Below are 24,226 nucleotides of genomic sequence, written 5' to 3'. Positions count from 1 at the left end.
ATGCGGGCGTTCGTCACCGGCGGTACGGGATTCGTCGGAGCCAACCTGGTCGCCGGCCTGATCGACCGCGGTGTGCAGGTACGGGTGCTGCACCGGGCATCGTCGTCACCGGCAGCACTGCAGGGTCTGACCTATGAGGGTGTCATCGGCGACGTTCTCGATGATGAACACCGTCTCGCCGAGTCGATGACTGACTGCGACTGGGTGTTCCACACCGCCGCGATCTCCGACTATTGGCGCTACCGCGGCCGCGAGCAGCTTTACCGCACCAACGTGATCGGTACCCGCACGATGGCTGCGGCCGCCCTGCGCGCCGGGGTCACCCGATTCGTCTACACCAGCTCCATTGCCGCACTGGGGGTCCCGCCACCGGGGCACCAACTTCTCGAGACCGATGCGTTCAACCTGGCACCGCGCCGGTTTCCCTACGGGCACAGCAAGTGGCTGGCCGAAGCGGAGGTGGCCCGCGCGGTCGCCGCCGGGCTGCCGGCGGTGACCGTCAACCCGTCGGTGGTGATCGGTCCGCGCGATGTGAACCGGATCGCCGCGGCGATGGTGGTGCAGGCCGCCCAGGGGCGGCTGCGGGTGGCCGCACCCGGGGGCACCAACTTCGTGTCGACCACCGATGTGGTGGCCGGTCACCTCGGCGCGGCCGAGTGTGGGAGGGTCGGCGAGCGCTACATCCTGGCCGGGCAGAACCTGACGTTTCACGACGCGTTCAGCACCGTGTGCGAGATGGTGGGCTCCCCGCCGCCGGCGGTGACGTTGCCGCGCTGGATCATTCCGGTGGCCGCCGGGGCGGTGGCCGCGGTGCGCACGGTGATCGGCCCGCGGTTGCCGATCGACGCCAAGCAGATGCGCCTGTCCGGCTACGGCATCTACGCCGACGGCACCAAGGCGCGCACCGAACTGGGGGTGCCGTGCACACCGTTCGCGACCGCGATCAGCGAGGCCTACCGCTGGTATGCCGCCGAGGGTCTGGTGCCGGCGCCGCGCTGAGCGCTGGGGTGCCCGTGTGTCTACACCGCGGTGGGCGCGGCGGGTTCGATGTTGTGGTTGAGCGCGAACCGGTTGGTCGGGTCCAGGCGGGCCTTCAACGCGGCGAGGCGGCGATAGGTCTCGTCACCGAAGCTGGCCCGGATGCGTTCTTGGCCTTCGTCTCCGACGAAGTTGAGATAGGCGCTCGAGGGGCCGAGCGGGCGCAGGATCTCGTAGGCTTGGCCGGCCCAGGCGCGGCACCGTTCGGTGTCGGCCGGGTCGGTCCAGGTGGTCATCAGGTGAATGATGTACGGGTGGGTGCGGGTGGCGATCGCGGTCGCCTCCGGTGCGACTCGTCCGGCCACCCCGCCGAGGCGGATCAGGTGGAGCCGTGTCTGCGCGGTCGGGCGGGCGCGGCCCAGCAGCGAGATGCGGCGGATCGCTTCGTCGGACAATTCGGTGAGGAACACCGACTTCCAGTAGTTCAACCAGCCGAACGGCGCGGTCTGGTCGATCACCTGCTGCCAGGTGGCGTAGCGCAGGGTGTGCCGCAGCGCCACCGCGGGTTCGGTGGACGCCGCAGGCACCGTCAATAGCGCATCGACGTCGTTCTGCCCGGTTGCGTCGGTGCGTGTCGAGCAGCCGAGGATATTGACCAGGTTGCGTCCGGAGGTGATGTCGGTGGAGAAGTCGAGGATCGCCGCGAGGTGGTCGGGTGCGCCGTCCATGCGGTCGCGGAAATGCCGGAGCACGGTGTCGGCCTCGGTGTCGGCGTAGCTGTACACCCCGGCGACCACCTCGTCGACCGGGTGCAGCCGCAACACGAATCGTGCCACCACACCGAAATTTCCACCGCCCCCGCGCAGGCCCCACAACACCTCGGGGTCGTCGGTCTCGCTGACCGTGAGCACCTCGCCCGTGGGCGCCACCACATCGGCGCCGACGAGGTTGTCACAGGTCAACCCGTAGGCACGGGAGAGCCAGCCGATGCCGCCACCGAGGGTGAATCCACCCACCCCGGTGGTCGACACCACACCGCCGGGGCAGGCCAAGCCGTGCGCGGTGGTGGCGCGGTCCACGTCGGCCCAGGTGGCACCCGGTTCGACCATCGCGATCCGTCGTTGTGGATCGACCTGCACGCCACGCATTGCTGAAAGGTCAATGACCACACCGCCGTCGGTGCTGGAATGTCCGGCGACACTGTGCCCGCCGCCACGCACCGCGATCTGCGCACCGGACTCGACCGCGTAGCGCACCGCCGCGACGATGTCGTCGAGGGTATGGCAGCGCAGCAGGACCGCGGGGCGCTTGTCGATGAGTCCGTTGAACACCTGTCGCGCCGTGTCGTAGCCGGGGCTGTCGGGATAGATCGCGTCACCGGTGAAACCGGGCACCGGGGTGACCCTCGATGTCATCGTGTTCTCCGTATTCGTGTCTAGAGAACGCACCGCGTTGTGCGCCCTGGCCGAAAACCTACTCGTCGCGCAGTTCGACCGCGGGAGTGGATCGGGTGGCGCGCCAGGCCGGGATCACCGCGGCGGCCACCGCCGATACGGTGGCCGCGACCGCGTAACGCAGGCCCTCGTTCCACGGGAACACCATCGGCGCGATCAGCCCGACGTTGACGATGGCGGCGTGGCGGACCGCCTGGATCACAACAAGCGACAGCACCGCCCCGCACAGCGCTCCGGTTGCCCCGGCGATGATTGCCTCGGTGGTGGTGATGGTGAACACCCGCCAGCGGGTGGCGCCGAGTGCCTGGATGAGCGCCACCTCACGGCGTCGGCGCATCCCCACCAGCAAAAGGGTGGCCAACACCGAGATGAACGCGATCGCCAGCAGCCCGTATTTGAGCGCATTGAGCGGGTTCAGGTAGCGCGACACCGACTCGGCGATATCGCCGGCGTAACCGTCGGTGGTGACCGGGTGGACCTCTTGGTCGAAGTCGGCGGCGGTGATGTCGGCGATGAGTTCCGCGGCGGTGGCGTCCGGGCCGGGGGTGAGGAACACAAGCCCGGGCGGTTGTGGACCGTAGAGCTGTTCGGCCAGATCGTAGGGCAGGTAGATGCGCTGACCGCCGTACTCGGGGGTCGCGACGATCGACCCGATCGTCATGTTGCGCCCGCCCGGCTGACTGCCCAGATAGATCTGGTCGCCGACGCGCACCTGTTTCTCGCGGGCCAGGATCCCGCCGACGACCAGTTCGTCGGCGTCCAGAGCGTCGCGGGGGACGCTGCCCTGCAGCAGGCCGAACGGGAAGGTCGGGCGGTCCTGGGCCTGCACATGTGCCAGCGACCCGTCGAGCAGGTTGACTTCGATCTCGGCCATCCGCTCGACGCTGCCCAGGCTCGGCAGCGACCGCAGCGTGGCCATCGTCGCGGGTGAGAAACGGGCGTCGAGCGGGCCGTAGTCGGCGAAACTGCTGGTCGTCACCGCCACCCTCTGGTAGGCCTGCGCTTCGGCGACATCACGCCCACCGGCATTGATGGCCAACAGGAATCCCGACAGCAGGATCGCCACCACCACCGGTACGGCGACCGCGCCGGCGATTGCCGCGGTGCGCGAGGAGTCCGCTCGCAATCCGGTGAGCGCCAACGCCGGTGCCGGGTGACGGGGAAGGTCGGGGCGTTGCCGGATCCACACGATCAGCTGGGCGCTCAGGTACGCCGCCGCCAGCAGGACCCCGATGATCGCGGTGACCGCTCCGACATCGGCGACGGTCGCCTGCCACGCCAGCAGCCCGCCGCTGCGGGTGGCCAGGGCCGACGCGCCCATCCCCCCCAACCCGAGTGCCAGTAACGCAGCAGCCTTGAGCCACAACCGCTGTGGTTTACCCAGACCCTGGCCGGCGCGACCGGAGAGCTCGTCGACGATCGGGGTTCGCGCCGCCGACAACGCCGGCAGCCAGGCGGCGGCGACGGCCAGCAGCAGGCCGATCCCCGGCCCGACGGCGAAGATCCGTGGATCGAGCACCAAACGAACACTCACCCCGAGGAATTGGCGAGTAAGTTCACTGGCACTGGCAACGACCGGGATCGCGATCCCGATACCCACGACGATGCCCAGCACCGCGCCGACCGCGCCGAGAAGGGCCGCCTCGGAGAGGAACCCGGCGGCGATCGAACGGGGCGAAGCGCCCAGCGCGGCGGCGATCGCGATCTCGCGGCGGCGTTCCTCCACCGACAGCCGGGTGATCTGGACGATGAGGATCACCCCCACCCCGACGGCGATCAGCGCGAATATCGCCAACAGCGGCAACAGGATCGAGTTGACGTTGAAACCGCGGGCCGGTTCGCTGCGCGGCTGCACCGTGTATCCGGCGCCGAGTTCCTCGCTGAGCGCCGCCCGCACCTGTTCGGGGTCGGCGTCGGGCGCCAGGGTGACGTAGAGCATGTCCACGTTGGGCCCGCGGGAGAACTGCGTCTGGGCCACGCTGAGCGGCAGCACCACCACCAGGCCGTTGTTGATCGCGTCGAGGTCGTCGATCTGCTGGAAATCCGCCAGGGGCATCGACCCGACATCGGTCATCAACGCGGCCCCGGGGGCCAGGGAGGCGCCGAGCACCGCAGAGGTGGCCGGCGGTGGTTCGCTCTGGCCGGCTTGGCAGACCTGCGGATCGACGATCCACTGCGCCGAGCAGTCCACGCCGAGCCCGAGCCCGAACGCCTCGGTGTCGCCGTCGCGGATCAGCGTCACAGCCCGCACCACCGGGACAATGGTGGCGGCACCGGCGGTGTCGCGGACCGTCGTCACCGCCTCCGGGGTGATGCCGCCGCGGGTGGCCGCGCCGACCACCCGCAGCGGTGCGGGCCCGGCGATCTGATAGCCCACGTCGTCGACGGCGGTCTGCACACTGGTGGTTTCGATGAGCACGGCGACCACGACGGCGACCCCGCCGCCGAGGGAGAGGGCCGCCAACGCGGCGCGCAGTACGTGGCGGCGGATGGCCCGGAGGTTGATGATCCGCAGCACGCTGAGGGTGGCCAGCGGTCCACGGATCATGGCTGGTCGGATTCCGGGTCTTCGGCGGGGTCCACCTCGCCGGGGTCCTCTGCGGGGTCCTCGCCGGGTTCGGCGCTGTCGGCTTCGATACTGCCGTCGCGCAGCGAGATCAGCCGGGGTGCCGCGTCGGCGATGGTCTGGTCGTGGGTGACCAACACGATGGTCTGGCCGGCGGCGTTGAGCCGGTAGAGCACGTCGATGACCTTGCGGCCGTTGGGGGTGTCGAGGTTCCCGGTCGGCTCGTCGGCCAGGATCACATCGGGGTTCATGAACAGGGCGCGGGCGACCGCGACCCGCTGCTGCTCACCGCCGGAGAGCTGTGCGGGCACCCGCTTGGCCAGTCCGGCCACCCCGACCTGGTCGAGGAGCCCGATCGCCCGACCGTGTTCGGCGGGGCCGGATCGGCCGGCCAGCAACCCGGGAAGCATCACGTTCTCGACGACGGTCAGCCCCGCCAGCAGGTTGAACGACTGGAACACGTAGCCGAGGGTGCGGCCCCGCAGAGCGGCAAGTTTCTTGCGCGACAACGTCGTGACGTTGGTGCCGTTGAGCAGCACGTCACCGCTGGTGGGGGTGTCGAGCAACCCCAGAATGCTCAGCAGGGTCGATTTCCCCGATCCCGACGGACCGACCAGCGCCACGAATTCGCCGCGACGGATCTGTAGGTCGATGCCGGTGAGGATCGAAGTGACGGCCGCCCCGCGGCTGAACGACTTGTGAAGCCCACGGGTTTCGAGGACGACCGGTGCCGCAACCGATTCGGGGCATGGCTCCACCCGGGTAGCTTAGCGTGGCTCGATGAGGCGCCCGCACGACCGGTCGCCGCATTCGCCCGGCGGCCCCGGTGTGACCCACTACACTCTGCGGCGACGGCAATCGACGGCACGAGGTGAGCAATGAGCGGGTACCGATCGCGGGGGCCGCGGTGACCGGGGCGGCGGGGTCGGACCGGCCGGGCGAGCCGACCGACGGCGCCGACGAGCACACCTATGTGCGGTTGCCGTCGATCACCGGTGGGCAGCGCGGCGAGGTGGTGGTGGCGCTGTCGCCGGAGGGTCTGCTGATCGGTGGCGATCCCGACGGGGTGGAGTCCTATCTGGATCGGTTGCGCGCAGCGGCCGGCGAGCGGTTGGCGGTCGCGGGGCTGGAGTCGGCCACCGGCGGGGAGGGCTTCTCCGGTTTGGTGGCCGGGGCCGCGGGGATGTTCGGCCGAGCCGGCAAATTCGTCGCGTTGGGCCCGGAGAGTCTGCAGGCGATCCGTGAACGCAGTCTCATTCCCGGCGCGACGGGGCTGTTCCGTCTGGTGAACCGCGCCGCCGACAGCCCACTGATGCAGCAGCTGCAGTGGCGTCCGGCCGCGCTGAACCCGCTGCAGCGGTTGGCGACCCGGCTGTTGGTGATGCAACTGGCGGTGGAAACCGCGGTGTGCGAGGTGGAGGCCGCGGTGCGCCGGGTGGAGAGCAAGGTCGATTCGCTGCTCAACCCCGGCGAGCCCGAACCGCAGGATTGACGCCGAACCGGCACGGTCATCACGACGGGTCGAAGACCGCTTCGGCCGCCGGCGGATGGGCGAGAAGCGCAGGCAGCAGGAACACCCGAACGTAGCGCCGGACCTGCGCCGGGTCGCGACTGCCGGGCACCTGCCCCGACAGCAGGCTCAACGCCGACAGGATGAGGAAATGCGCCGCGTCGAGGGTTTGAAGGCCGGGGCGCAACACCTCACCCGCCGGGCCGTCGGCGACGTCATCGAGCATCGCGTCCACCGCCGACACCAACGGTGTCGCCGCACTGAGCAGACCACCGACCGTTCCGGATTCGGTTCGCTCCGACAGGATCGTGTAGATCGGGTCGTCGACGAGTTCGGTTGCCACCACGACGAACGCTTCGACGATCTTGGTCGCCAGATCCGGCGCATCGTCGAGGCGGTCCATGATGTGGCGGGCCTGCCGTGTGGTGTACCGACGCACCACAGCGCCCATCAACTCATCGCGGTTGGCGAAATGACGGTAGATGATGGTGCGCGTGCACCCCGCCGCGTGCGCAATGGATTCCATCGTCGAGCCGCGGTAACCGTGGGTGAGCAGCGAACGCTCCGCGGCGTCGAGCAGCTCCGCGCGGGCCTGGTCGGCGGGTTTGCCTCCCCCGGGCGGGCGACCGACACGACGTGTCGACTGCGCCGATCGTCGCGGCATCGGTTCTCTCCTGTGGCGCTTCAGTCCGGCACCGGGCTCAGGTATTCCGCGGGACTGCGGACCGCGACGCCCTGGCTCCTGACCGGTGCAAACCTACCGAAATCCGACGCATCACGAACGCTTGCGCCGATATCCGGGCTCGCCCCGACCGCGCCGGGACCACTTATTGACACATTATTCGTGATGTGCACTAATTGGGTGCGGTGGCCCCGTGGCGGTCAGTTCCCCGATGGCCGGCGGCGCCCCGCGGCGACGGCCGAAACAAGTTAGGTGCGGCGATGCGAGTTCATCACCTCAATTGCGGGACCATGGCGTTCGGGACCGTCGATCACTGCCTGGCGATCGAGACCGCCGCATCCGGGCTGGTGTTGGTCGACACCGGCTTCGGACTGAATTGCGTGCGTGACCCCGGGTTGCTGGGGTGGTCGCGCCACCTCATCCGGCCTGCGCTGCGGGAGAGCGAGACCGCGCTCCGGCAGATCGAGGCCCTGGGCTATCACCCCACCGATGTGCGTCATATCGTGGTCACTCATCTCGACTACGACCACACCGGAGGACTGGCCGACTTCCCGTGGGCCTCGGTTCACGTTCACGGCCCGGAGTATCGGGCCAGCCGGCGACCGACCCCGATCGAGCGGATCCGCTACCGGACCGAGCAGCTCTGCGGGCACGGCGTCAAGTGGGAGGTCAACGAGGGCGGCGGCGGTCAGCGGTGGTTCGGCTTCGAGGCGGTCCGTGACCTTCCCGGCGTTCCGCCGGAGATCCTGGTGATCCCGCTGTACGGGCACAGCCGCGGGCACTGCGGCGTGGCCGTCGACACCGGCAGCGGATGGCTGCTCCACGCCGGCGACGCCTACACCCTGCCCGCCGCGATCGACGGCGGCGCCGCCCGCCCCCTGGCCCTCGCGGCACAACTGGTCGCCGGACACCCCAGCAGTCCCCGCGCGCAACTTCAGAACTTGCGACGGCTGTCGGAGCTCGTCGCCGACCACGGCGACGAGGTCACCGTCGTCGGCAGTCACGATCGCAGCGCCTGGGACCGCGTCGGTGCCCTGCCGCGGCGATGAACGTCCGCTTGTGGCCGCCGAGAACACGAATCGGTGGGGCTGACCGCTTCGCCGCAACCCGACTGTCAGGAGACGCCCGTGGCCGACGATCCACTCTCTGATTTCACCCGCGAACCGTTCAGCCACGGTGGGATCACCCACACGGTGCTGCGTTCCGGTACCGGCCCCGCCGTGATCGTGATGGCCGAGATCCCGGGCATCACCCCCAAGGTGGCCGAGTTCGCCCGCCGCCTTCGCGACCTGGGGCTCACCGCCGTGCTGCCGGACCTGTTCGGCATCGCCGGCCGCGATCCGAACCCTCAGGCGCACGGCTGGCCGGCCAGCGCGGGATACATGGCGCGCACGGTGCTGCAGATCTGCGTCCGCCGCGAGTTCGTGGTCCTGGCCACCGGGCGCAGTTCACCGGTCACCGCCTGGCTGCGCGCCCTCGGCGCCCACGAGCATGAGCGCTGCGGCGGGCCGGGCATCGGCGCTGTGGGCATGTGCTTCACCGGCGGGTTCGCCTTGGCCATGGCCGTCGACGACCGGTTGGTGGTTCCCGTTCTGTCTCAACCGTCGATGCCGGTGCCGCTGACCCGCCGACAGCGCTGCGGTATCGACATCAGCGACGAGGACCTGGCGACCGTGCAACAGCGCTGCGCTGACGGGCTGACCGTGCTCGGGCTGCGCTTTAGAAGCGACCGCTTCGTTCCCGACGAACGGTTCGCCTACCTGCGCCGCCAACTCGGCGATTCCTTCATCGCCGTCGAACTCGCCGACCAGGACGCCAACCCCGAGGCGACGATGGCTCCGCATTCGGTCCTCACCGAGCATCTCATCGATGAGCCGGGCCAACCCACGCGCAGCGCCCTCGACACGGTGTTGACGCACATGCGCGAGCGGCTACTGGGCTGACGGCGGTGGCCCCGCTACGTGCCGCAGAACGTGCGGTAGGGGCCGAATTCCGGTGGGGCCGCCTCGGCGTAGCGCTCCAGCCCGTCGCGGGCGCGGTAGGGGTCGGTGACGGCGTCCAGCAGCCGCTGCACCGGTCCCAGATCCCCCTCGGTGCCGGCGGAGAGTGCTTGTTCGACAAGGTGGTTGCGGGGAATGTAGATCGGGTTGACCCGGTCCATCACGGTGCCGTCCGGGTTCAGCGCCCGCCAGCGCTGCGCCCACCCGTCGAAGCCGGTGGCGTCGTCGAACAGCGCCCGCACCGCCGTATCCTCGCCGCGCGCCGCCGCCGACAGCCGCCGGAAGAACCCGGTGTAGTCGACCTGGTGGCGCTGCAGCAGCTCCAACACGTCCTCGGCGAGGCCTTTGACCTGATCGTCGGAGGTGTCTTCGCCGACACCGAGTTTGGCACGCATCCCGGCCAGCCACGCGGTGTCGAAGCGGGGACCGAACGCATCGAGGTGCTCCATGGCGACCTCCACCGCCGCCTCACCGTCGTCACCGAACAGCGGCAGCAACGTCTCGGCGAACCGCGCCAGGTTCCACTGCGCGACCGCCGGCTGGTTGCCGTAGCGGTAGCGCCCGCCGGCGTCGATGGAGCTGAACACGGTGTCGGGGTCGTAGGCCTCCAGAAAGGCGCACGGCCCGTAGTCGATGGTCTGCCCGGCGATGGTCATGTTGTCGGTGTTCATCACCCCGTGGATGAACCCGACCAGCATCCACTGCGCCACCAGGTCGGCCTGCGCGGTGAGCACCGCGTCGAACAGCGCCAGATACGGCGCGGGCGCCGCGGCGGCCTGCGGGTGGTGGCGGGCGATCGAGTAGTCGGCCAGCCGGCGCACCAGGTCGGTCTTGCGTTCGCGGGCATCCAGTTGCGCCGCGTACTGGAAGGTCCCCACCCGAAGGTGGCTGGCGGCCACCCGGGCCAGCACCGCCCCGGGCAGTGGCGTGTCGCGCAGCACGGTCGCGCCGGTGGCGGTGACCGCCAGGGCGCGGGTGGTCGGCACCCCGAGGGCGTGCATGGCCTCGCTGATGACGTATTCGCGCAGCATCGGCCCGACCGCCGCCAACCCGTCGCCGCCGCGGGCGAACGGGGTGGGCCCGGAGCCCTTCAGGTGCAGATCGCGGCGGCGCCCGTCACGGTCGGTGAGCTCCCCCATCAGCAGCGCGCGCCCATCGCCGAGGCGCGGCACATACCCGCCGAACTGATGGCCGGCGTAGCCCTGCGCGACCGGGGTGGCGCCGTCGGGCACCGCGGTGCCGGTGAGCAGCCCCAGCCCGTCGGGGCCGGCCAGCCACGCCGGATCCAACCCCAGCTCGGTGGCCAGCGGCGCGTTGAGCACCAGCAGGCGCGGGACGGGCACGGCCGCGGCCTGCCAAGGCGGCGCCAACTCCGGGAACAGGCGGGCGAATTCGTCGTCGAGCTGGATCACGCCGCCGGTGGCGGCCGCGGGGGTCGATGGCACGCTCACTCCACCAGCCTACGGACCGGGTCGCCCAGCACGGCCCCGCCGGCGGCGACGGCGGGCTAGCCTCGATCGATGGCCGACCCGGAACTGACGGACCCGGTGGATCTGTGCAACCCCGACGGAACCGTGAACCCGGCGGCGATCGGCTGGTCGCGCCGGCCGCTGCACCGGGCGAACCTGCACGGCTGGGGCCGCACCAAACGGTGGGAGCACTGGTGTGTGACCACCCCGACCCACCTGCTCGCGCTGACCGTGGCGGACCTGGATTTCCTGCGGCTGCACGCGCTGTACTTCCTGGATTTCGCCGGACCCACGCCGCGGGAGGTCTCGCGCGCGACGATCGCCGGGCCGGCGCGGTCCACGGTGTTGCCGGAGGTGATCGCCGGCAGCGCCGCGGGCACCGACGTGGTGGTCGGCCCCCGCGACCCCGGGCGCTTTCGGCTGCGTATCGCGATCAGCGCCGTCGACGGCGGCACCCGGCTGCAGGCCCGCACCGTCACCGACGACGGAGCACCGCTGGACGCCGACGTGACCGTGACCGCACCCGCCGGGCACGAAAGTTTGAGCGTGGTGGTGCCGTGGAGCCCGCGGCGTTTCCAATACACCTCCAAACATGTGGCGCGTCCGGCCCACGGCGCGGTGCACATCGGGCAGCGGGCCTACCCCGTCGGCGAGGACGCCTGGGGCACCCTCGACCACGGGCGGGGCCGCTGGCCGCGCTCGGTGCGCTGGAACTGGGGTGCGGCCGCCGGGCGCACCGACGGCCACGTGGTGGGTCTGCAGTTCGGTGGCCGGTGGACCGACCACACCGGCACCACCGAGAACGCGCTGTGCGTCGACGGCCGGCTCACCCGCATCCCCACCGATCTGCACTGGGAGTACGACCGGCGGGATTATCTGCGGCCGTGGACGGTGCGCACCCGCGACTCCGATCAGGTGGCGGTGACGTTCACCCCGTTCCACTACAACCGGGCCCGCGCCGAGGCGGGGCTGCTGGCCACCCGCACCGACCAGTGTTTCGGGTATTACCGCGGCCACGTCCGTACCGAGGAGGGCACCCGTATCGCCGTCGAGGACCTGCTGGGCTGGGCCGAGGACGTGGCGATGCGCTGGTGAGCGCCGGGGAATCTCACCAGCCCGCCCGTACGGGCATCGCAGCGCCTACGGTCGACTCATGACCACCCTGCTGTTGCGCCGCACCGTTGAAGCGCCCGCCGCCGTCGTCTGGGCGTTGCTCACCGACCCCGACGCGATGAACACCTGGTCGACCGCGCGCATCGAACTGCTCGACGCCGGAGATCGCGGCCGCGCCGACGGGGTGGGGGCGCTGCGCCGGGTGCACCTGCCCGGTGGGCGCACCCGGCTCACCGAGGTGATCCACGCCGCCGCCGCACCGCACAAGTTCGGCTACACGGTGGTCGGCGGGGCCGCCGCGCTGCGCGAGCACACCGGGCGGATCAGTCTGCACGCCGCCGGGGCGCAGGGCACCGAGATCCGCTGGGAGGTGGTGATGCGCTTCGCCATCCCGGGCATGGCCGCGGTGATCCGTCCGCTCATCGGCCGGGAGTTGGCCACGTCGCTGCGGCGGCTGGCCGAGGTGGCCCCGACCGCACCGGCACCGGCCGAACCCGCTCCGCCGCCCCGACGATTGGGCGCCGGGGACCTTCCCGCCCTGCGCGAGGACGTCGCCGCGGTGCTCGCCGAGCAGCGCGGAATCGCCGACCGGCTGGCCGGCGCCGGGGACCCCAAACAGTGGTTCGCCCGGGTCTACCAGTACGTCACCGAGGAGCAGCTGGCGCACCTGGAGTCCGGGCGGGTCGACAACCCCGAGTGGGTGCTGCGGCTGATCCCCGCCTTCCACGAGCTCTACCGGCGCAACCTGGTGGCGTTCGAACGCGGTGAGCCCACCGAGGAGCCGTGGCGCAAGGCGTGGGGGCTGGCCGAGCGTGCCGGAGAGACCGGCTCGTCGACGCGGATGATGAAGGCGCTGCTGCTGGGGGTGGCCGCCCACATCGAAGCGGACCTGCCGCGCGCGTTGCGGTCGGTCTACGTCGAGCACTTCGCCGAGCGCGTCGACTACGTGTATTTCCGTGCGGACTACCTGCGGATGGCCGACGTGTTCCGGATCGCCTCGGACCGGCTGATGGGCGACCTGCCCCGCACCTACACGCCGACGTGGCTGCGGCTGACGCGCGCGCTGTTGCCCCCGGAACTGCGCGACCAGTTGATGCGGCGCTATTACGACATCCCGCGACGGCGCCTGGCCGCGTTCGCCGCCGGGGGCCGTCCCCCGCACGACACCGCCGAGGCTCCGCTGGCCGGGGCCGATGGGTGAACGTTGGGTAGCCCGCCGGGTTTCGCGGACATGTTTTAGGGTTTCTGGCGTGTCCCACCGTCCCCACAGCCCACGGGGCGCCGGGTGCCTGCCCAAGGCGCGGCGCTGATGGCCGACATCGACGAAGCCCACGTCCGTCGGATCCTCGACGTATCGCTGCGCTTCGGGCAGCTGCTGCTGGGGTCCCAGGCCGGGACCGCCGACGTGGCGTCGTCGATCGGGGCGGTGGCGTCGGCCTACGGGCTGGCCCACATCCAGGTCGACATCACCGGCAACTCGATCACGGTGTCGATCCCGCGGGGGGTGCCCGGCGCGCCGGTCACCGCGATGTACATGGTGCAGACCCGGTCACTGGACTACACCCGGCTGCAGCTGACCACCGACCTGGCCCGCCACGTCGTCGACACCACCCCCGAACCGGAGTGGGTGCAACGCCAGCTGGACAACCTTGAGCACGCCCGCCACCCCTACCCGCGGTGGGTGTCCACCCTGGGCTGGGCGGGGATGGCCGGCGGGTTCTCGGTGCTGATCGGCGCGGTGCCGCTGGTGGCGTTGATCGCCGCGGTGACCACGGCGTTCATCGACCGGGTGGGCCGCGTCCTCAACCGCTACCGGGTGCCGCTGCTGTTCCAGCAGGTGGTGGCCTCCGCGCTGGCGACCGGGGTGGTCATTTTTCTGCACAGTGTCGGCTGGTTGCCGGCGCACACCCCGATCTCACCGGTGGTGGCGGCCAACATCGTGGTGTTGCTCTCCGGGCTGGCCACCGTCGGTTCGTTCCAGGACGCGATCACCGGTTATCAGCTCACCGCGCTGTCGCGGATGATGGACATCCTGCTGTCCTCGGCGGGGATCCTGGTCGGCATCTCGATCGCGGTGCGCATCGGCGGGCTGGCCGGGGTGTTCGTCCGGGTCAACCCGGTCACCCCGGTGGCCGCACTCAGCGTGCCGGTGTATGTCGTGGCCGGGGCGTTCGGCGCGGCCGCCGCCGCGATCGCCGGCTACGCCCCGGTGCGTGCGGCGTTCGCCGCCGCGATCGCCGGGTCCACCGCGACGCTGCTGTTCTTCGGGCTGCAACTCGTCGACGCCGACCCGATCGCCAGTTCGTTCGCCGCCGCCGCGGCCACCGGGCTGGTCGGCACACTGCTGGCACCGCGGCTGAAGGTCACCCCGCTGGTCATCATCACCGCCGGCATCGTGCCGCTGGTGCCCGGGCTCACCCTGTATCGCGGGTTCGTGAAACTGGTCAACGGCTCCCCCACCGCGCCGGCCACCATCGGGATGGCCGCCGGGCTGGCGTTGGCGCTGGGTGCCGGGGCGGTGCTGGGCCCGCTGCTGGCGCCGTCGGTGCGCCGCGAGCTGGTGAAGTCCCTCGGGCCGGTGCGCAACCGGCGGGTGCGTCGCGGGCTGGCGTTGCGGCTGCCGCAGCTGGCCGGGATTTCGCGGCTGCGCGGCCGCTGAGCCCGTCGCTCAGCCGCGCCGGAACGTGTCGGGGCTGGCCGCCGCCCACGGCTTGGCCCACGACGCCGGCGGCTCGTCGAGCAGCTCGCCGGGCTCGAGCCATTCGTAGAGCTCCTCATAGGACTGCACCAGCGCCGGGGCGACCCGTTTGCGCAGCAGATGGGGGGTGAGGTCGCGCGGGGAGTACGCCCCCAGCGACGCCATCATCTGCACCGCCTGGGCGACGGTGGCTTGCTGGTACTGCTGTACCCGCACGCTTTTGTCGGCGACGTTGAGTGCGCGGGTGCGTTTGGGGTCCTGGGTGGCCACCCCGACCGGGCAGGTGTTGGTGTGGCAGCGCTGCGCCTGGATGCAGCCGACCGCCATCATCATCGCGCGCGCGGCGTTGGTGTAGTCCGCGCCCTGGATGAGCCGTTTGACGATGTCGGTGGCCCCGGCGACCTTGCCGCTGGCACCGAGTTTGATGCGGTTGCGCAACCCGGTGCCGACCAGCGCGTTGTGCACGGTCATCAGCCCGTCGGTCAGGGCGAGCCCGATGTGGTCCTCGTACTCCAGCGGCGCGGCGGCGGTGCCGCCCTCGGCGCCGTCGACGACGATGAAGTCCGGGGTGATGTCCTCGGCGACCATCGCCTTGCAGATCGCGAGCACGTCGGCGCGGGTGCCGACGCAGAGTTTGAACCCGGTCGGTTTGCCGTCGGAGAGCTCACGCATCTGGGCGATGAACCGCACCAGTTCGCGCGGGGTGGCAAACGCCGAGTGATACGGCGGGCTGACACATTTCTCCCCGACCGGCACGCCGCGGTACTGCGCGATCTCGGCGCTGACCTTCGCCGCCGGCAGCACCCCGCCGAGACCGGGTTTGGCGCCCTGACTCAGTTTCAGCGACACACATTTGACGTTGGGGTGCGCGGCCTTGTCGGCGAACATCCGCGGGTCGAATGTTCCGTCGGCGTGGCGCGCCCCGAAATACCCCGACCCGATCTCCCAGATCAGATCGCCGCCGTTCTCCAGGTGATACGGGGTGAGGCCGCCTTCGCCGGTGTCGTGGGCGAACCCCCCGAGGGCAGCGCCTTTGTTCAGGGCACGAATAGCGTTGGCGCTCAACGCCCCGAAGCTCATCGCCGAGACGTTGAGCAGCGCCATCGAGTAGGGCTGGCGACAGTCGGGGCCGCCGATGAGCACCCGCGGCGCCTCCGGCGGGGCGGGCACCGGCGCCACCGAGTGGACGAGGTGTTCGTAGCCGACCTCGTCGATGTCGCGTTCGGTGCCGTAGGCCTGTTCGGCGTGCACCCCTTTGGCGCGTTCGTAGATGATCGAGCGCCGGCCCCGGTCGTAGGGGCGCCCGTCGTAGTTGCGTTCGATGAAGTACTGCTGGATCTCCGGGCGCAGCGCCTCCATCGCGAAGCGCAGGTGCCCCAGGATCGGGTAGTTGCGCAGGATCGAGTGGCGTCGCTGGGCCAGGTCGTAGAGGCCGACAGCGGTCAGGAGCGCGGCCGGCACGGCCAGCAGCAGCCACCACCGGGAGTCGACGACGGTGGCCGCGCCGGTGAGCACGGCGAGCAGGGTCACGACGGTGAGCGGGACGAAACGATACATAGGCACGTCAATCGTAGGCGGCGAACCTGACAGGTCGGTGAGGGCCGGTCAGTACAGCGGGCCGCCGCCGAACAGGTCGCGGTGCGAGTCGGGCTGGTTGCCGGCCACGTCGGTGACGGCGTAGTCGCGGGCGATCTCGGCGGTGATCAGGGTGTGCCCGCTGCGCTCGGCCAGCGCGGGGTCATCGGCGAGGGCGACGATGACCCGGCCGATGAACTCCGGGGTTTCGGCGTTGGCCAGCGGAAACCCTTGGAAGTCCTGCAGTCCGCGGTCCATCAGCGCGGTCATGGTCTCGTTTTTCACCAGCCCCGGCCACAGCGAAACCGCCGTGACGCCGGTGCCGGCCAGGTCGACGGCCATGTCGGCGGCCATCTTGTCCAGGCCGGCCTTGGAGACGCCGTAGAGCACCGAGTGCAGATAGCCGCGGGTGCCGAACGAGGAGATGTTGACGATCAGCCCGGTGCCGCGGGCCACCATCAGCGGCGCGGCCGCCACCGCGGCGACGTAGTGGGCGCGCAACCCCACCGAGATGAGGGTGTCCCAGTCGTCGAGGGGACGCTCCCAGAACGGCTGGTGGTGGCGGGCGAAGCCTTTCGGGGCGGCCCACACGTTGTTGACCAACAGGTCCAGCCGGCCGTCGTGGTCGGCGGCGATGCGGTCGACGAGCGCGGCGATCTGGGTGTCGTCGCGGTGATCGCAGACCACCGCGATCCCGCGCCCGCCGCGGGCGCTGACCTCCTCGGCTGCGGCGGCAAGGGGAGCCTCGGTGCGCCCGGTCAGATACACCGTCCAGCCGGCGTCGCCCAACGCCAGTGCCACGCCCTTGCCGACGCTGCGGCTCGCGCCGGTGACCAGGGCGACTCGGGATGTCATCGCAGCCACTCCACCTCGGTGTCGGTCAGCGGCCGGGTCAGCGACCACAGGGCGTCGAACCGGCTCGCCGCGATCTTCCACCGGCCGTCTTCGAGGACGTACTCGTCGTCGTAGTCGCCGGTGAGGATCTTCTCGGTGTTCTCAATCAGGTTGAGCTGCCGAAATTTTAACGTCCACCGCCCCTTCGCCCGGTCGGGGGCGAGCACGGTGATGTCGGGGTGGATGCCGTGGTGCATGTCGAGAACGGCGGGCTTGCCGTCGACGGTGTGTCCCGCGATACGCCGGAATATCGCTGCGAGATGGTCTGCGCTGTCGAATGTTCCGAGAGCACCGTAGTCGAGGCGCGCGCCGTCGGCGCAGAAGCAGTCACGGAACGTCGCGGCGTCCTTGGCGTCGCAGGCCCGAAAATAGCGGTGTTTGAGGGCTTTGATCGCCTCGATCTGTTCCAGCGCGTCCAGGCGGTTTTCGATGTTCACAGCGGTCCTCGTCCGTACACGCAGTCGTCAGTACACATAGTTCTCGCCGGTGGCTCGCACCGTGATGTCGCTGATGGTGATCCCCCAGGGCTGGTCGATGACGTGCACCACCGCGTCGGCGAGGTCCTCGGGGGTGATCAGCCAGTAGCCCACCGAGTCGACGTCGCGCTGTTCGGGGCGCAGCGCGCCTTCGGCGAACCGGGTCATGTTCTCGGTGAACTCAGCGCCGCGTTGGGCGACGACGCCGCCGATGGCGGCCGGGTTGATCACCCAGGCGCCCAGTTGGGTTCCCAGCACCCCGGTGGGTTTGACGGTGGTGACCTTGATCTTGCCCTGGGTCTCCACCCGCAGCGAGTCGGAGAGCGCGTCGACGGCGGCTTTGGTGGCGCTGTAGACCCCGGAGCCTTCGGTGCCGGCATTGCCGTAGATCGAGGAGATGTTGACCACGTGCCCGCGGCCCTGGGCGATCATCGTGTCGTAGACCGCAGCGATGCCGTTGACCACGCCTTTGATGTTGATGTCGATCGCGGTGTGCCATTTGCGCCAGGCTTTTTCGTGGTCGGCGAAGTAGGCCAACGGCATCACCCCGGCGTTGTTGACGATCACGTCGATCCCGCCGTGGGCGGTGGTGGCGTGGTCGGCGGCCGCGCGCATCGCCGCCAGGTCGGTGACGTCGGCGACCTGGGCGCTGGCCGTTCCGCCGGCCGCGGCGATGCCGTCGATGACCGCGGCGAGCCCGTCGGCGTCGACGTCGACGCCGACCACCTTCGCGCCGCGGGCCGCGCATTTCTGCGCGATCAGCCGCCCGAAGCCGCTGGCCGCCCCGGTGACGACGATGACCTTGCCGCGCAGGTGATCCGGCTCCGCCGATGCGGTGATGGGGGCGGCCATGGGGCTCCTCTGTGCGACGGGTCTACTCGAAGGGGATCGGGGGCAGGGTCACCACCTGGGCGGCGTAGCTCAGGCCGGCGCCGTAGCCCAGCAGCAGCGCCAGATCACCGGGCTTGGCGGCCCCGGTGGACAGCAGCTCCTCCATCGCCAGCGGGATCGACGCGGCCGAGGTGTTGCCGGTGTGCTCGATGTCGTTGGCCACCACCACTTCCGGGCCGAGCTGCAGGCTTTTGGCCAGCAGCTCGTTGATGCGGCTGTTGGCCTGGTGCGGCACGAACACCTGCAGTTCTTCGGCGTCGACGTGGGCGGCGGCCAGGGCCTGCTGGCCGACTTTGCTCATCTCGAAAGCGGCCCAGCGGAACACCGCGGTGCCCTCCATCCGCAGGAACGGTCGCGCGCCGTCGGGGGCGGCGGCGAAGTCCATCCAGTCGATGTCCTGGCGCACCGCGTCGGCCTGTTTGCCGTCGCTGCCCCACACGGTCGGCCCGATTCCCTGGGTGTCGGTGGCGCCGACGACCACTGCCCCGGCGCCGTCGGCGAAGATGAAGCAGTTGCCGCGGTCGTGCATGTCCAGTGCCGGGGAGAGTTTCTCGGTGCCGATCACCAGCACCTTGGCCGCGCTGCCGGCGCGCACCATGTCCGCGGCCAGTCCCAGGGCGTAGCCGAAGCCCGCGCAGCCGACACTGACGTCGAAGCCGGGCACCCCGTGGGCGCCGACCGCGGAGGCCACCATCGGTGCGGCCGCCGGGGTCTGCAGGTAGTGGGTGTTGGTGGCGACGATGACGGCGTCGATCTCCGCGCCGGTGAGCAGCGCGTTGACGATGGCGCGCCGGCCCGCCTCGATCGCCATCGTGGCCGCCGACTCGTCGTCGGCGGCGAAGCGGCGGGTCTTGATCCCGGTGCGGGTGTAGATCCACTCGTCGGAGGAGTCGATGTGGGTGCAGATCTCGTCGTTGGTGACCACCCGCTCGGGCCGGTAGGCACCGATGGACAGCATCCCGACGTTGGCGGTCCCGGTGGTGGTGGTGTGGATCACGGCCATGCCGTGCAGCTTAGGCGCTGGCCGTTTCCCCACCGGGTCCGGCACCGCCGCCGGTCACCCGAACGGGCAGCCCGCGGCCCGCTGCTGCGGGACCGCGAACGTGTCCAGCCCGTAGCGTTCGTAGAAGCCGGCCAGCCAGGCGTTCTGTCGTCCCAGACGCCGCACCGCCCGCTGGTAGCGGGCCCGGCTGCGGGGACTGTCGTCACGGCGGGCCCGCAGCGCGTCCAGGCGCACCCGGTTGTAGTGGATCGGTTCGAGCAGCAGCCGATCCGGCAGGAACCGCCAGGCCAGCTGCAGCGCCCGCGAGTAGAGCACGAACTCCCAGTCGTGGTGGGCTTTGAGCTCGAATCCGATCATCGCCAGCACGTCGGGGTGCATGGTCTTGGCGGAGCAGACCTGCACCACGCGCCCCGCCAGCGGGCGTACCACCAGCCAGGGCGGGGTGAGCACGGGACGCAGCCACCGCGGCAGCAGCATCGTCGGCAGCGGCAACCGGGTCAAGGTGGCGAACTGCCGGCGCAGGAAACCGTTCTCGGTCAGCTCGGTGGCCACGGTCCGGTCGTAGTAGGCGACGAACGCGGGGTAGCTGTCGGGCAGCCGGCCCCGCTTGCTGGGCAGTTCCATGTCGGCGAAGAGGTGCCGCAGGTACTGGTAGGCGGCATCCTGTTCGGCGGGACGCAAGGTGGTGCCCGAGATGACCGGGTAGGCGGTCATGATGGCGTGTGCTGCGCTGGCGATGATCCACAGCCACAGCGCGGGGTCCAGGGCGCTGTAGCGCACACCCTCGTACTCCCCGACCCCGGTGCCGCGCACGCTGCGGTGCTGGTCTTTGAGCCACTGGGCGTGCCTGCGGCGCTGCTCGGGGTCGGCGAGGATTCCCTGACCGCTGAAGCCACTGCGCAGCGCACGGTCGGTGAAGTTCTCCCGGAACCGGCCGGTGTGATCGACCGAGGCCGCGATCGGCAGCATCGCCACCTCGTCGAAGAGCATCCCGCCGAACACCCCGGTGAGCACACTGCCGACGTGTTTGCGGAAATCGGCCATCACCGCCGGGCGCAGCCCGGGGCCGGCCAGCAAAGCCAATCCGTCGCTGTCGTCGATGGCGTCGTCGATCGCGTCGAGTGCCGCCACATCGGCGTCGGGGAGCAGTTCGGTCACCACAACCTCCTGATGTTAGTAAGTTAGCGTTAGGCTAACATCATCACAGCCCGTGGGGAAGGCGACTGTGCGACGATGGGTCCATGCCTGGCGATGCGACCGGCGAGCGCATATTGGACGCGGCACTGCAGACGATCCTCGATTTCGGTGTGCGCCGCGCGTCGGTGGAGGAGATCGCCCGCCGCGCCGGCGTGTCCCACATGACCGTCTACCGGCGTTGGGCGACCAAGAAGGATCTGCTGGTGGCCACGCTGGGCAAGGTGACCGACTCGATCCTGGCCGCCGTCGACGCCGAGGTGGCCGCGCTCGACACCTACGAGGACCGCTTCGTGGCCGGGTTCACCGGAATCTATTGGCGCGTCTACACCCATCCGATGCTCAGTCGCACCCTGCAGACCGACCCGGACGCGGTGCTTCCCGCACTCACCACCGGGGCGGGACCTTCGCTGGAGTTGGCGACCACCTATCTGGCCGGCCACATCGCCGACACCGCCCGCCACAGCGGGATCGAGATCGACGACCCGCGCGGACTGGCGGAGATCTTCGTGCGCCTCACCCACTCGCTGGTGCTCACCGAGCGGGTCCACGACCCGCTGACCACCCGCGCCGACGCCGAACGCTATGCCCGCCAACACCTCCTGCCTCTGGCGCTGGCGACGCTGCGGCCGGCGCAGACACCTGCTCGCTGAGGCGCTCACAGCGCCAGCAGCGCCAATCCGATCAGCAGGAGGTAGCCGTAGACCACGATCCGCAGGCTCGTCGGCCAGGCCCGGCCCCGGCGGGAACGCAGGTAGGTCGCGACGGCGCCGGCCACCACGATCACCGGAACGGTCAGCGGCCATAACGTCACCACGATCAGCGGAGCGAACACCAACGGCCACACCACGAGCAACACGACCCGCTCGCCGACGTCCCCCATCGGGTCGGCGAGATCGATCAGCGCGGTGGCCAGCCCGCCGGCAGCCCCGATCGCCAGGGCGAGCAGCGAGGCGGCCACCGCGAGCCCCTCGCCGAGGCGCGCCAACCGTGTCGCGGTGGAGTCCACCCGTTGACGTTAGCTGTGGGGGCAGGGATGTCCGACCCGACCCGTAACGTCGCGACCGTGCACACCCCGAGGCAGTGGAACCCGGTGGCGGCGGTGCGCAGGCGGCGGGACGCCGCTCGGCGTCGGCGGGCTGGCCTGCGCGATCGCGCCGACGAACAGCACCGGTGGGCGATCCTCGGAGACACCCGGGGCACCTACGGTGTCGCCGGCGCTGAGCAGATGCGGGCGTTTGCGCCGCCGCCGCGAATCGAGACGCCACCGGACGTCGACGCGACGGTCGAGGTGGCCCGGGTGGCGTGGACTCCGGCGGAGCTCACCGAACTGCTGGCCGAACGCAAACCGGGCTGGCACTGGATGGCGTTCGGATCGGTGTTGGTGCAACGGCGCGCGGCCGTGCAGGAGCGGCTGCGTGACCAGCAACTGTGCTTCGCCCCGCCGAGCGGTCGGCGTGCCGAGACCCCGCAGGAAGCCGCCGCGCTGGCATTGGATTGGGCCGGCGAGATCGCGGTGTTGGCCGAACAGGTCGAGCAGGTGATGCTCAGCAACGGGTTTCAGACGCTGTTCACCACCGACTTCGACGAGGAGAACGGCGACGCCGACGCGGCTATGCGCCCGGCGCAGCGGCTGATGGACCTCCACGACGGCCTACTCGAGATCGCCGAGGCGGTACGCGGTTTGGCGGTTCCCCTGCAATGCCGGGAGCTGTTCGTCGATTTGGGTCTGCTCGCCGATGTTCCGCTGGCCGGATTCGCGACGTTCATCGACGACTACCTCGACCGGATGGCGGAGCTGCCCGAACTGCTGGCGATCATCACGCGGCGCGGGCTGCGCGGCCCGGTCCCCACCGACCCCGTGCTGCTGGTCATGGACGACAGCACCGAGGTGATGCAGCGGTTCTTCGCGCGGCTGCGACCGATGCTGGCGGAGTAGCGCCGCGGTGGTGGCGCCGAGTCAGCTCGGCGCGCGGGAGATCCCAGGCGTCAGGGGCCTGGCGCGCCGTTCAGGGCGGCGACGATGTCGACCTCGTGGTCCTTGAGATGATCGGTGACCCGCTGGCCGGCGATGATCAGGTCGGTGTCGCGCAGTTGCTTCTCGAGCAGCTTCCAGACATGTTCTTCGGCGGCGCTGCCGAAGCGCGGCTTGTCCGGGTGGCGGGTGCGGCATCGTGGGCCGGACTTTACGCAGTGGCGTTGGCATCGGGGGCCTCCAACCACAGTCGCCGGGTGAACCCGCCTCGGGTGGCGCGTTTGCTCGCCGCCCAGGTGATGATGTCGGCCAGGCACGCGTCGTGGTGTTCGGCGAGGGCGGTGAGCACCTCCAACACGTCGGCCAACTCCTCCAGCAGGCCCGCGGTGCTGGCCGCGGCGCGTACCTCGGCGGCCTCCTCATCCAGCTTGTCGCACAGCGCAACACGGTAGGCGTCGTCCTCGAGCACCCGAACCTTCGGCGTGCGCCCGGACGCCGTGATCAGGTCGGGGATCTTGTCGCGAACCAACTTGCCCATGAGTGTCACCGCTCCTTGCCATACTTCGCTTTGTGCAGTCATACCTCGGCGGTCCGACACAAGCGGGGTCGTGCCGTGGCTGAGCCGGCGATCGATCCCCTGCTGTTGGGCCAGCGCGTCGTGGCGATCCTGGAGACCGGGCCACGCACCGCCACCTACAAACTGGCCACCTTGATGGCGTTGATCGACCAGTGCATCGAGCACCTTCCCGACTCCCCGGATGACGTCCTGGCCGTGCCGGTCGGCGACCTGGCCCACCGGGTCCTCGAGTTGTACTGGCCGCAGGTGCGGCCCTTTCACGGGCAGCTGCTCCAACAGATCCACGGCAGCCCGAACGCGGCGATCCCCCGCGCGGCACGCACGCTGCGGGCGCAGGCAGACATCGGTGAGACCAACCTGCCGATCGGGGTGGCTCAACTGCGCGCCCCGCAGGCCTATGAAGCCGCGCTCGATGAGGTGAGCATTTGCCTGGCCAACCAACCCCTGCGCCGGCTGCAACGGGTGAGCGGCTCCGCCGACGGCGATGCGTTCCTCTACGACGACACCGTTCTGCAAACCACCACCCGCTCGGCGAAGCGGGCCCGCGGGTACGTCGTCACGTTGAAACCCGGTGTCGCCACCGGCCTGGCACGTCTTGCGGGGTTATTGAAACCGGCGCTGGAGATCATGTGGGTCAACGATGTTCGCCGGATGAACAAATTCCTCGACGCCGAGGTGCCGGACGTGGCCGGTCACCTGTTCGGCCGGGAGCGCGTCTCGCTGGCCCGGGTGCGCGAGCCGTTCAAGGAGGCTTTCGGCGGGCGGTGTTTCTACTGTGCGGCACCGCTGAGCGCCGACAACCCGATCGATCACGTCCTGCCCTGGTCGGTGGTCGGCCTCGACGGCCTGGCCAACCTGGTGTTGTCGTGCGCGGCGTGCAACACCGACAAGAGTCATGCGCTGCCGTCGGCGCCGATCATCGACCGGGTCCTCGGACGTGACCGCGACGTGTTGGAACAGATCGCCGCGGCGATCACCTGGCCCACCCAGTACCCACGGGTGGTCGCCGCGGCACGCGGCCTGTACCTCGGTCAAGCCCCGGGCGTGCCGACGTGGGCCGGATATCGGCGCAGTGAGCGCCTCGACCTCGGGCACCCGCGGTGGTGGATCCGGGTGGACGGCGCCGACCACTACGCTCACCGTCACGTTCTCGACCAACCACAACCGTGAG

General features: G+C 70.3%; 24 protein-coding genes. 10 read left to right on the top strand and 14 right to left on the bottom strand.

Annotated features, from left to right (window positions below; translation table 11 throughout):
- Window positions 1-999, top strand: coding sequence for an NAD-dependent epimerase/dehydratase family protein (locus tag B8W67_RS01280; RefSeq protein ID WP_085301932.1), 999 nt, complete (start codon window positions 1-3; stop codon window positions 997-999).
- 20 nt (window positions 1,000-1,019) lie between these two features.
- On the opposite strand, the gene B8W67_RS01275 is transcribed toward B8W67_RS01280, so the two are convergent.
- Genes B8W67_RS01275 through B8W67_RS01265 form a run of 3 tightly spaced genes read right to left on the bottom strand, consistent with a single transcriptional unit; the run spans window position 1,020 to window position 5,756 of the window.
- The gene (locus tag B8W67_RS01275; RefSeq protein ID WP_085301930.1) at window positions 1,020-2,393 is read right to left on the bottom strand and encodes an FAD-binding oxidoreductase; all 1,374 of its coding nucleotides are present in this window, start codon (window positions 2,391-2,393) and stop codon (window positions 1,020-1,022) included.
- A 58-nt stretch (window positions 2,394-2,451) separates the two neighbouring features.
- Window positions 2,452-4,980, bottom strand: coding sequence for an ABC transporter permease (locus tag B8W67_RS01270; RefSeq protein ID WP_085301928.1), 2,529 nt, complete (start codon window positions 4,978-4,980; stop codon window positions 2,452-2,454).
- Window positions 4,977-5,756, bottom strand: coding sequence for an ABC transporter ATP-binding protein (locus B8W67_RS01265; protein ID WP_085301926.1), 780 nt, complete (start codon window positions 5,754-5,756; stop codon window positions 4,977-4,979). Before B8W67_RS01265 ends, B8W67_RS01270 begins: the two co-directional genes overlap by 4 nt.
- A gap of 113 nt (window positions 5,757-5,869) precedes the next feature.
- Here B8W67_RS01265 and B8W67_RS01260 point away from each other — a divergent pair, with 113 nt between their 5' ends.
- A complete protein-coding gene (locus B8W67_RS01260) occupies window positions 5,870-6,490 on the top strand; it encodes a hypothetical protein (RefSeq protein ID WP_085301924.1) in 621 nt (206 codons plus the stop codon).
- 19 nt (window positions 6,491-6,509) lie between these two features.
- Here B8W67_RS01260 and B8W67_RS01255 read toward each other — a convergent pair whose 3' ends face one another.
- Entirely contained in the window at window positions 6,510-7,172 is a 663-nt protein-coding gene (locus B8W67_RS01255) for a TetR/AcrR family transcriptional regulator (protein WP_085301922.1), read from the bottom strand.
- A gap of 278 nt (window positions 7,173-7,450) precedes the next feature.
- On the opposite strand from B8W67_RS01255, the gene B8W67_RS01250 reads away from it, so the two are divergent.
- Both B8W67_RS01250 and B8W67_RS01245 read left to right on the top strand, forming a co-directional pair.
- Window positions 7,451-8,239: an MBL fold metallo-hydrolase gene (locus B8W67_RS01250; RefSeq protein ID WP_085301920.1), complete on the top strand. Its 789-nt coding sequence runs from the start codon at window positions 7,451-7,453 to the stop codon at window positions 8,237-8,239.
- 78 nt (window positions 8,240-8,317) lie between these two features.
- On the top strand, window positions 8,318-9,133 hold the full coding sequence (locus tag B8W67_RS01245; protein WP_085302027.1) for a dienelactone hydrolase family protein: 816 nt from the start codon (window positions 8,318-8,320) through the stop codon (window positions 9,131-9,133).
- Window positions 9,134-9,147: 14 nt separating this feature from the next.
- Here the strand turns inward: B8W67_RS01245 and B8W67_RS01240 are convergent, their stop codons facing one another.
- Window positions 9,148-10,635, bottom strand: a complete 1,488-nt coding sequence (locus B8W67_RS01240) for a protein adenylyltransferase SelO (RefSeq protein ID WP_372507456.1) — start codon at window positions 10,633-10,635, stop codon at window positions 9,148-9,150.
- A 75-nt stretch (window positions 10,636-10,710) separates the two neighbouring features.
- Here B8W67_RS01240 and B8W67_RS01235 point away from each other — a divergent pair, with 75 nt between their 5' ends.
- The 3 genes from B8W67_RS01235 to B8W67_RS01225 all read left to right on the top strand — a co-directional run bounded on the left by B8W67_RS01235 (window position 10,711) and on the right by B8W67_RS01225 (window position 14,431).
- Window positions 10,711-11,754 (top strand): DUF2804 domain-containing protein, encoded by a 1,044-nt coding sequence (locus tag B8W67_RS01235; protein ID WP_085301918.1) that lies wholly within the window; start codon window positions 10,711-10,713, stop codon window positions 11,752-11,754.
- A 58-nt stretch (window positions 11,755-11,812) separates the two neighbouring features.
- The gene (locus tag B8W67_RS01230; RefSeq protein ID WP_069392427.1) at window positions 11,813-12,973 is read left to right on the top strand and encodes an SRPBCC family protein; all 1,161 of its coding nucleotides are present in this window, start codon (window positions 11,813-11,815) and stop codon (window positions 12,971-12,973) included.
- Between the two features lie 84 nt (window positions 12,974-13,057).
- On the top strand, window positions 13,058-14,431 hold the full coding sequence (locus tag B8W67_RS01225; RefSeq protein ID WP_234793911.1) for a threonine/serine exporter family protein: 1,374 nt from the start codon (window positions 13,058-13,060) through the stop codon (window positions 14,429-14,431).
- A gap of 9 nt (window positions 14,432-14,440) precedes the next feature.
- On the opposite strand, the gene B8W67_RS01220 is transcribed toward B8W67_RS01225, so the two are convergent.
- From B8W67_RS01220 to B8W67_RS01195, 6 genes are read right to left on the bottom strand one after another with little or no spacing between them, the layout of a single operon-like run.
- Window positions 14,441-16,027, bottom strand: coding sequence for an FMN-binding glutamate synthase family protein (locus B8W67_RS01220; protein WP_069392426.1), 1,587 nt, complete (start codon window positions 16,025-16,027; stop codon window positions 14,441-14,443).
- A 48-nt stretch (window positions 16,028-16,075) separates the two neighbouring features.
- Window positions 16,076-16,900 (bottom strand): SDR family NAD(P)-dependent oxidoreductase, encoded by an 825-nt coding sequence (locus tag B8W67_RS01215; RefSeq protein ID WP_085301916.1) that lies wholly within the window; start codon window positions 16,898-16,900, stop codon window positions 16,076-16,078.
- A complete protein-coding gene (locus tag B8W67_RS01210; protein WP_069392424.1) occupies window positions 16,897-17,376 on the bottom strand; it encodes a nuclear transport factor 2 family protein in 480 nt (159 codons plus the stop codon). The genes B8W67_RS01215 and B8W67_RS01210 overlap by 4 nt, the downstream gene beginning before the upstream one ends.
- A gap of 27 nt (window positions 17,377-17,403) precedes the next feature.
- A complete protein-coding gene (locus B8W67_RS01205) occupies window positions 17,404-18,267 on the bottom strand; it encodes an SDR family oxidoreductase (protein WP_069392423.1) in 864 nt (287 codons plus the stop codon).
- Window positions 18,268-18,289: 22 nt separating this feature from the next.
- The gene (locus tag B8W67_RS01200; protein WP_069392422.1) at window positions 18,290-19,309 is read right to left on the bottom strand and encodes a beta-ketoacyl-ACP synthase III; all 1,020 of its coding nucleotides are present in this window, start codon (window positions 19,307-19,309) and stop codon (window positions 18,290-18,292) included.
- A gap of 54 nt (window positions 19,310-19,363) precedes the next feature.
- Window positions 19,364-20,467, bottom strand: a complete 1,104-nt coding sequence (locus B8W67_RS01195) for an oxygenase MpaB family protein (protein ID WP_234793910.1) — start codon at window positions 20,465-20,467, stop codon at window positions 19,364-19,366.
- Window positions 20,468-20,550: 83 nt separating this feature from the next.
- Between B8W67_RS01195 and B8W67_RS01190 the strand changes: the two genes are divergently transcribed.
- Window positions 20,551-21,156, top strand: a complete 606-nt coding sequence (locus B8W67_RS01190; protein WP_069392421.1) for a TetR/AcrR family transcriptional regulator — start codon at window positions 20,551-20,553, stop codon at window positions 21,154-21,156.
- A gap of 5 nt (window positions 21,157-21,161) precedes the next feature.
- Here B8W67_RS01190 and B8W67_RS01185 read toward each other — a convergent pair whose 3' ends face one another.
- Window positions 21,162-21,512: a hypothetical protein gene (locus tag B8W67_RS01185; RefSeq protein WP_069392420.1), complete on the bottom strand. Its 351-nt coding sequence runs from the start codon at window positions 21,510-21,512 to the stop codon at window positions 21,162-21,164.
- Between the two features lie 57 nt (window positions 21,513-21,569).
- Here B8W67_RS01185 and B8W67_RS01180 point away from each other — a divergent pair, with 57 nt between their 5' ends.
- Entirely contained in the window at window positions 21,570-22,442 is an 873-nt protein-coding gene (locus tag B8W67_RS01180) for a hypothetical protein (protein WP_131814680.1), read from the top strand.
- 50 nt (window positions 22,443-22,492) lie between these two features.
- On the opposite strand, the gene B8W67_RS01175 is transcribed toward B8W67_RS01180, so the two are convergent.
- Complete coding sequence (locus tag B8W67_RS01175) at window positions 22,493-22,726, bottom strand: hypothetical protein (protein ID WP_069392418.1); 234 nt, start codon at window positions 22,724-22,726, stop codon at window positions 22,493-22,495.
- A complete protein-coding gene (locus tag B8W67_RS01170) occupies window positions 22,690-23,016 on the bottom strand; it encodes a nucleoside triphosphate pyrophosphohydrolase (RefSeq protein WP_069392417.1) in 327 nt (108 codons plus the stop codon). The genes B8W67_RS01175 and B8W67_RS01170 overlap by 37 nt, the downstream gene beginning before the upstream one ends.
- A 75-nt stretch (window positions 23,017-23,091) precedes the next feature.
- Between B8W67_RS01170 and B8W67_RS01165 the strand changes: the two genes are divergently transcribed.
- Window positions 23,092-24,225, top strand: coding sequence for an HNH endonuclease (locus B8W67_RS01165; protein WP_234806630.1), 1,134 nt, complete (start codon window positions 23,092-23,094; stop codon window positions 24,223-24,225).
- The last annotated feature ends 1 nt before the right edge of the window (window position 24,226 follow it).

Source organism: Mycolicibacillus koreensis, from assembly GCF_002104795.1.
Classification (GTDB): domain Bacteria; phylum Actinomycetota; class Actinomycetes; order Mycobacteriales; family Mycobacteriaceae; genus Mycobacterium; species Mycobacterium koreense.
This window is presented reverse-complemented; position numbering and strand designations above follow the sequence as displayed.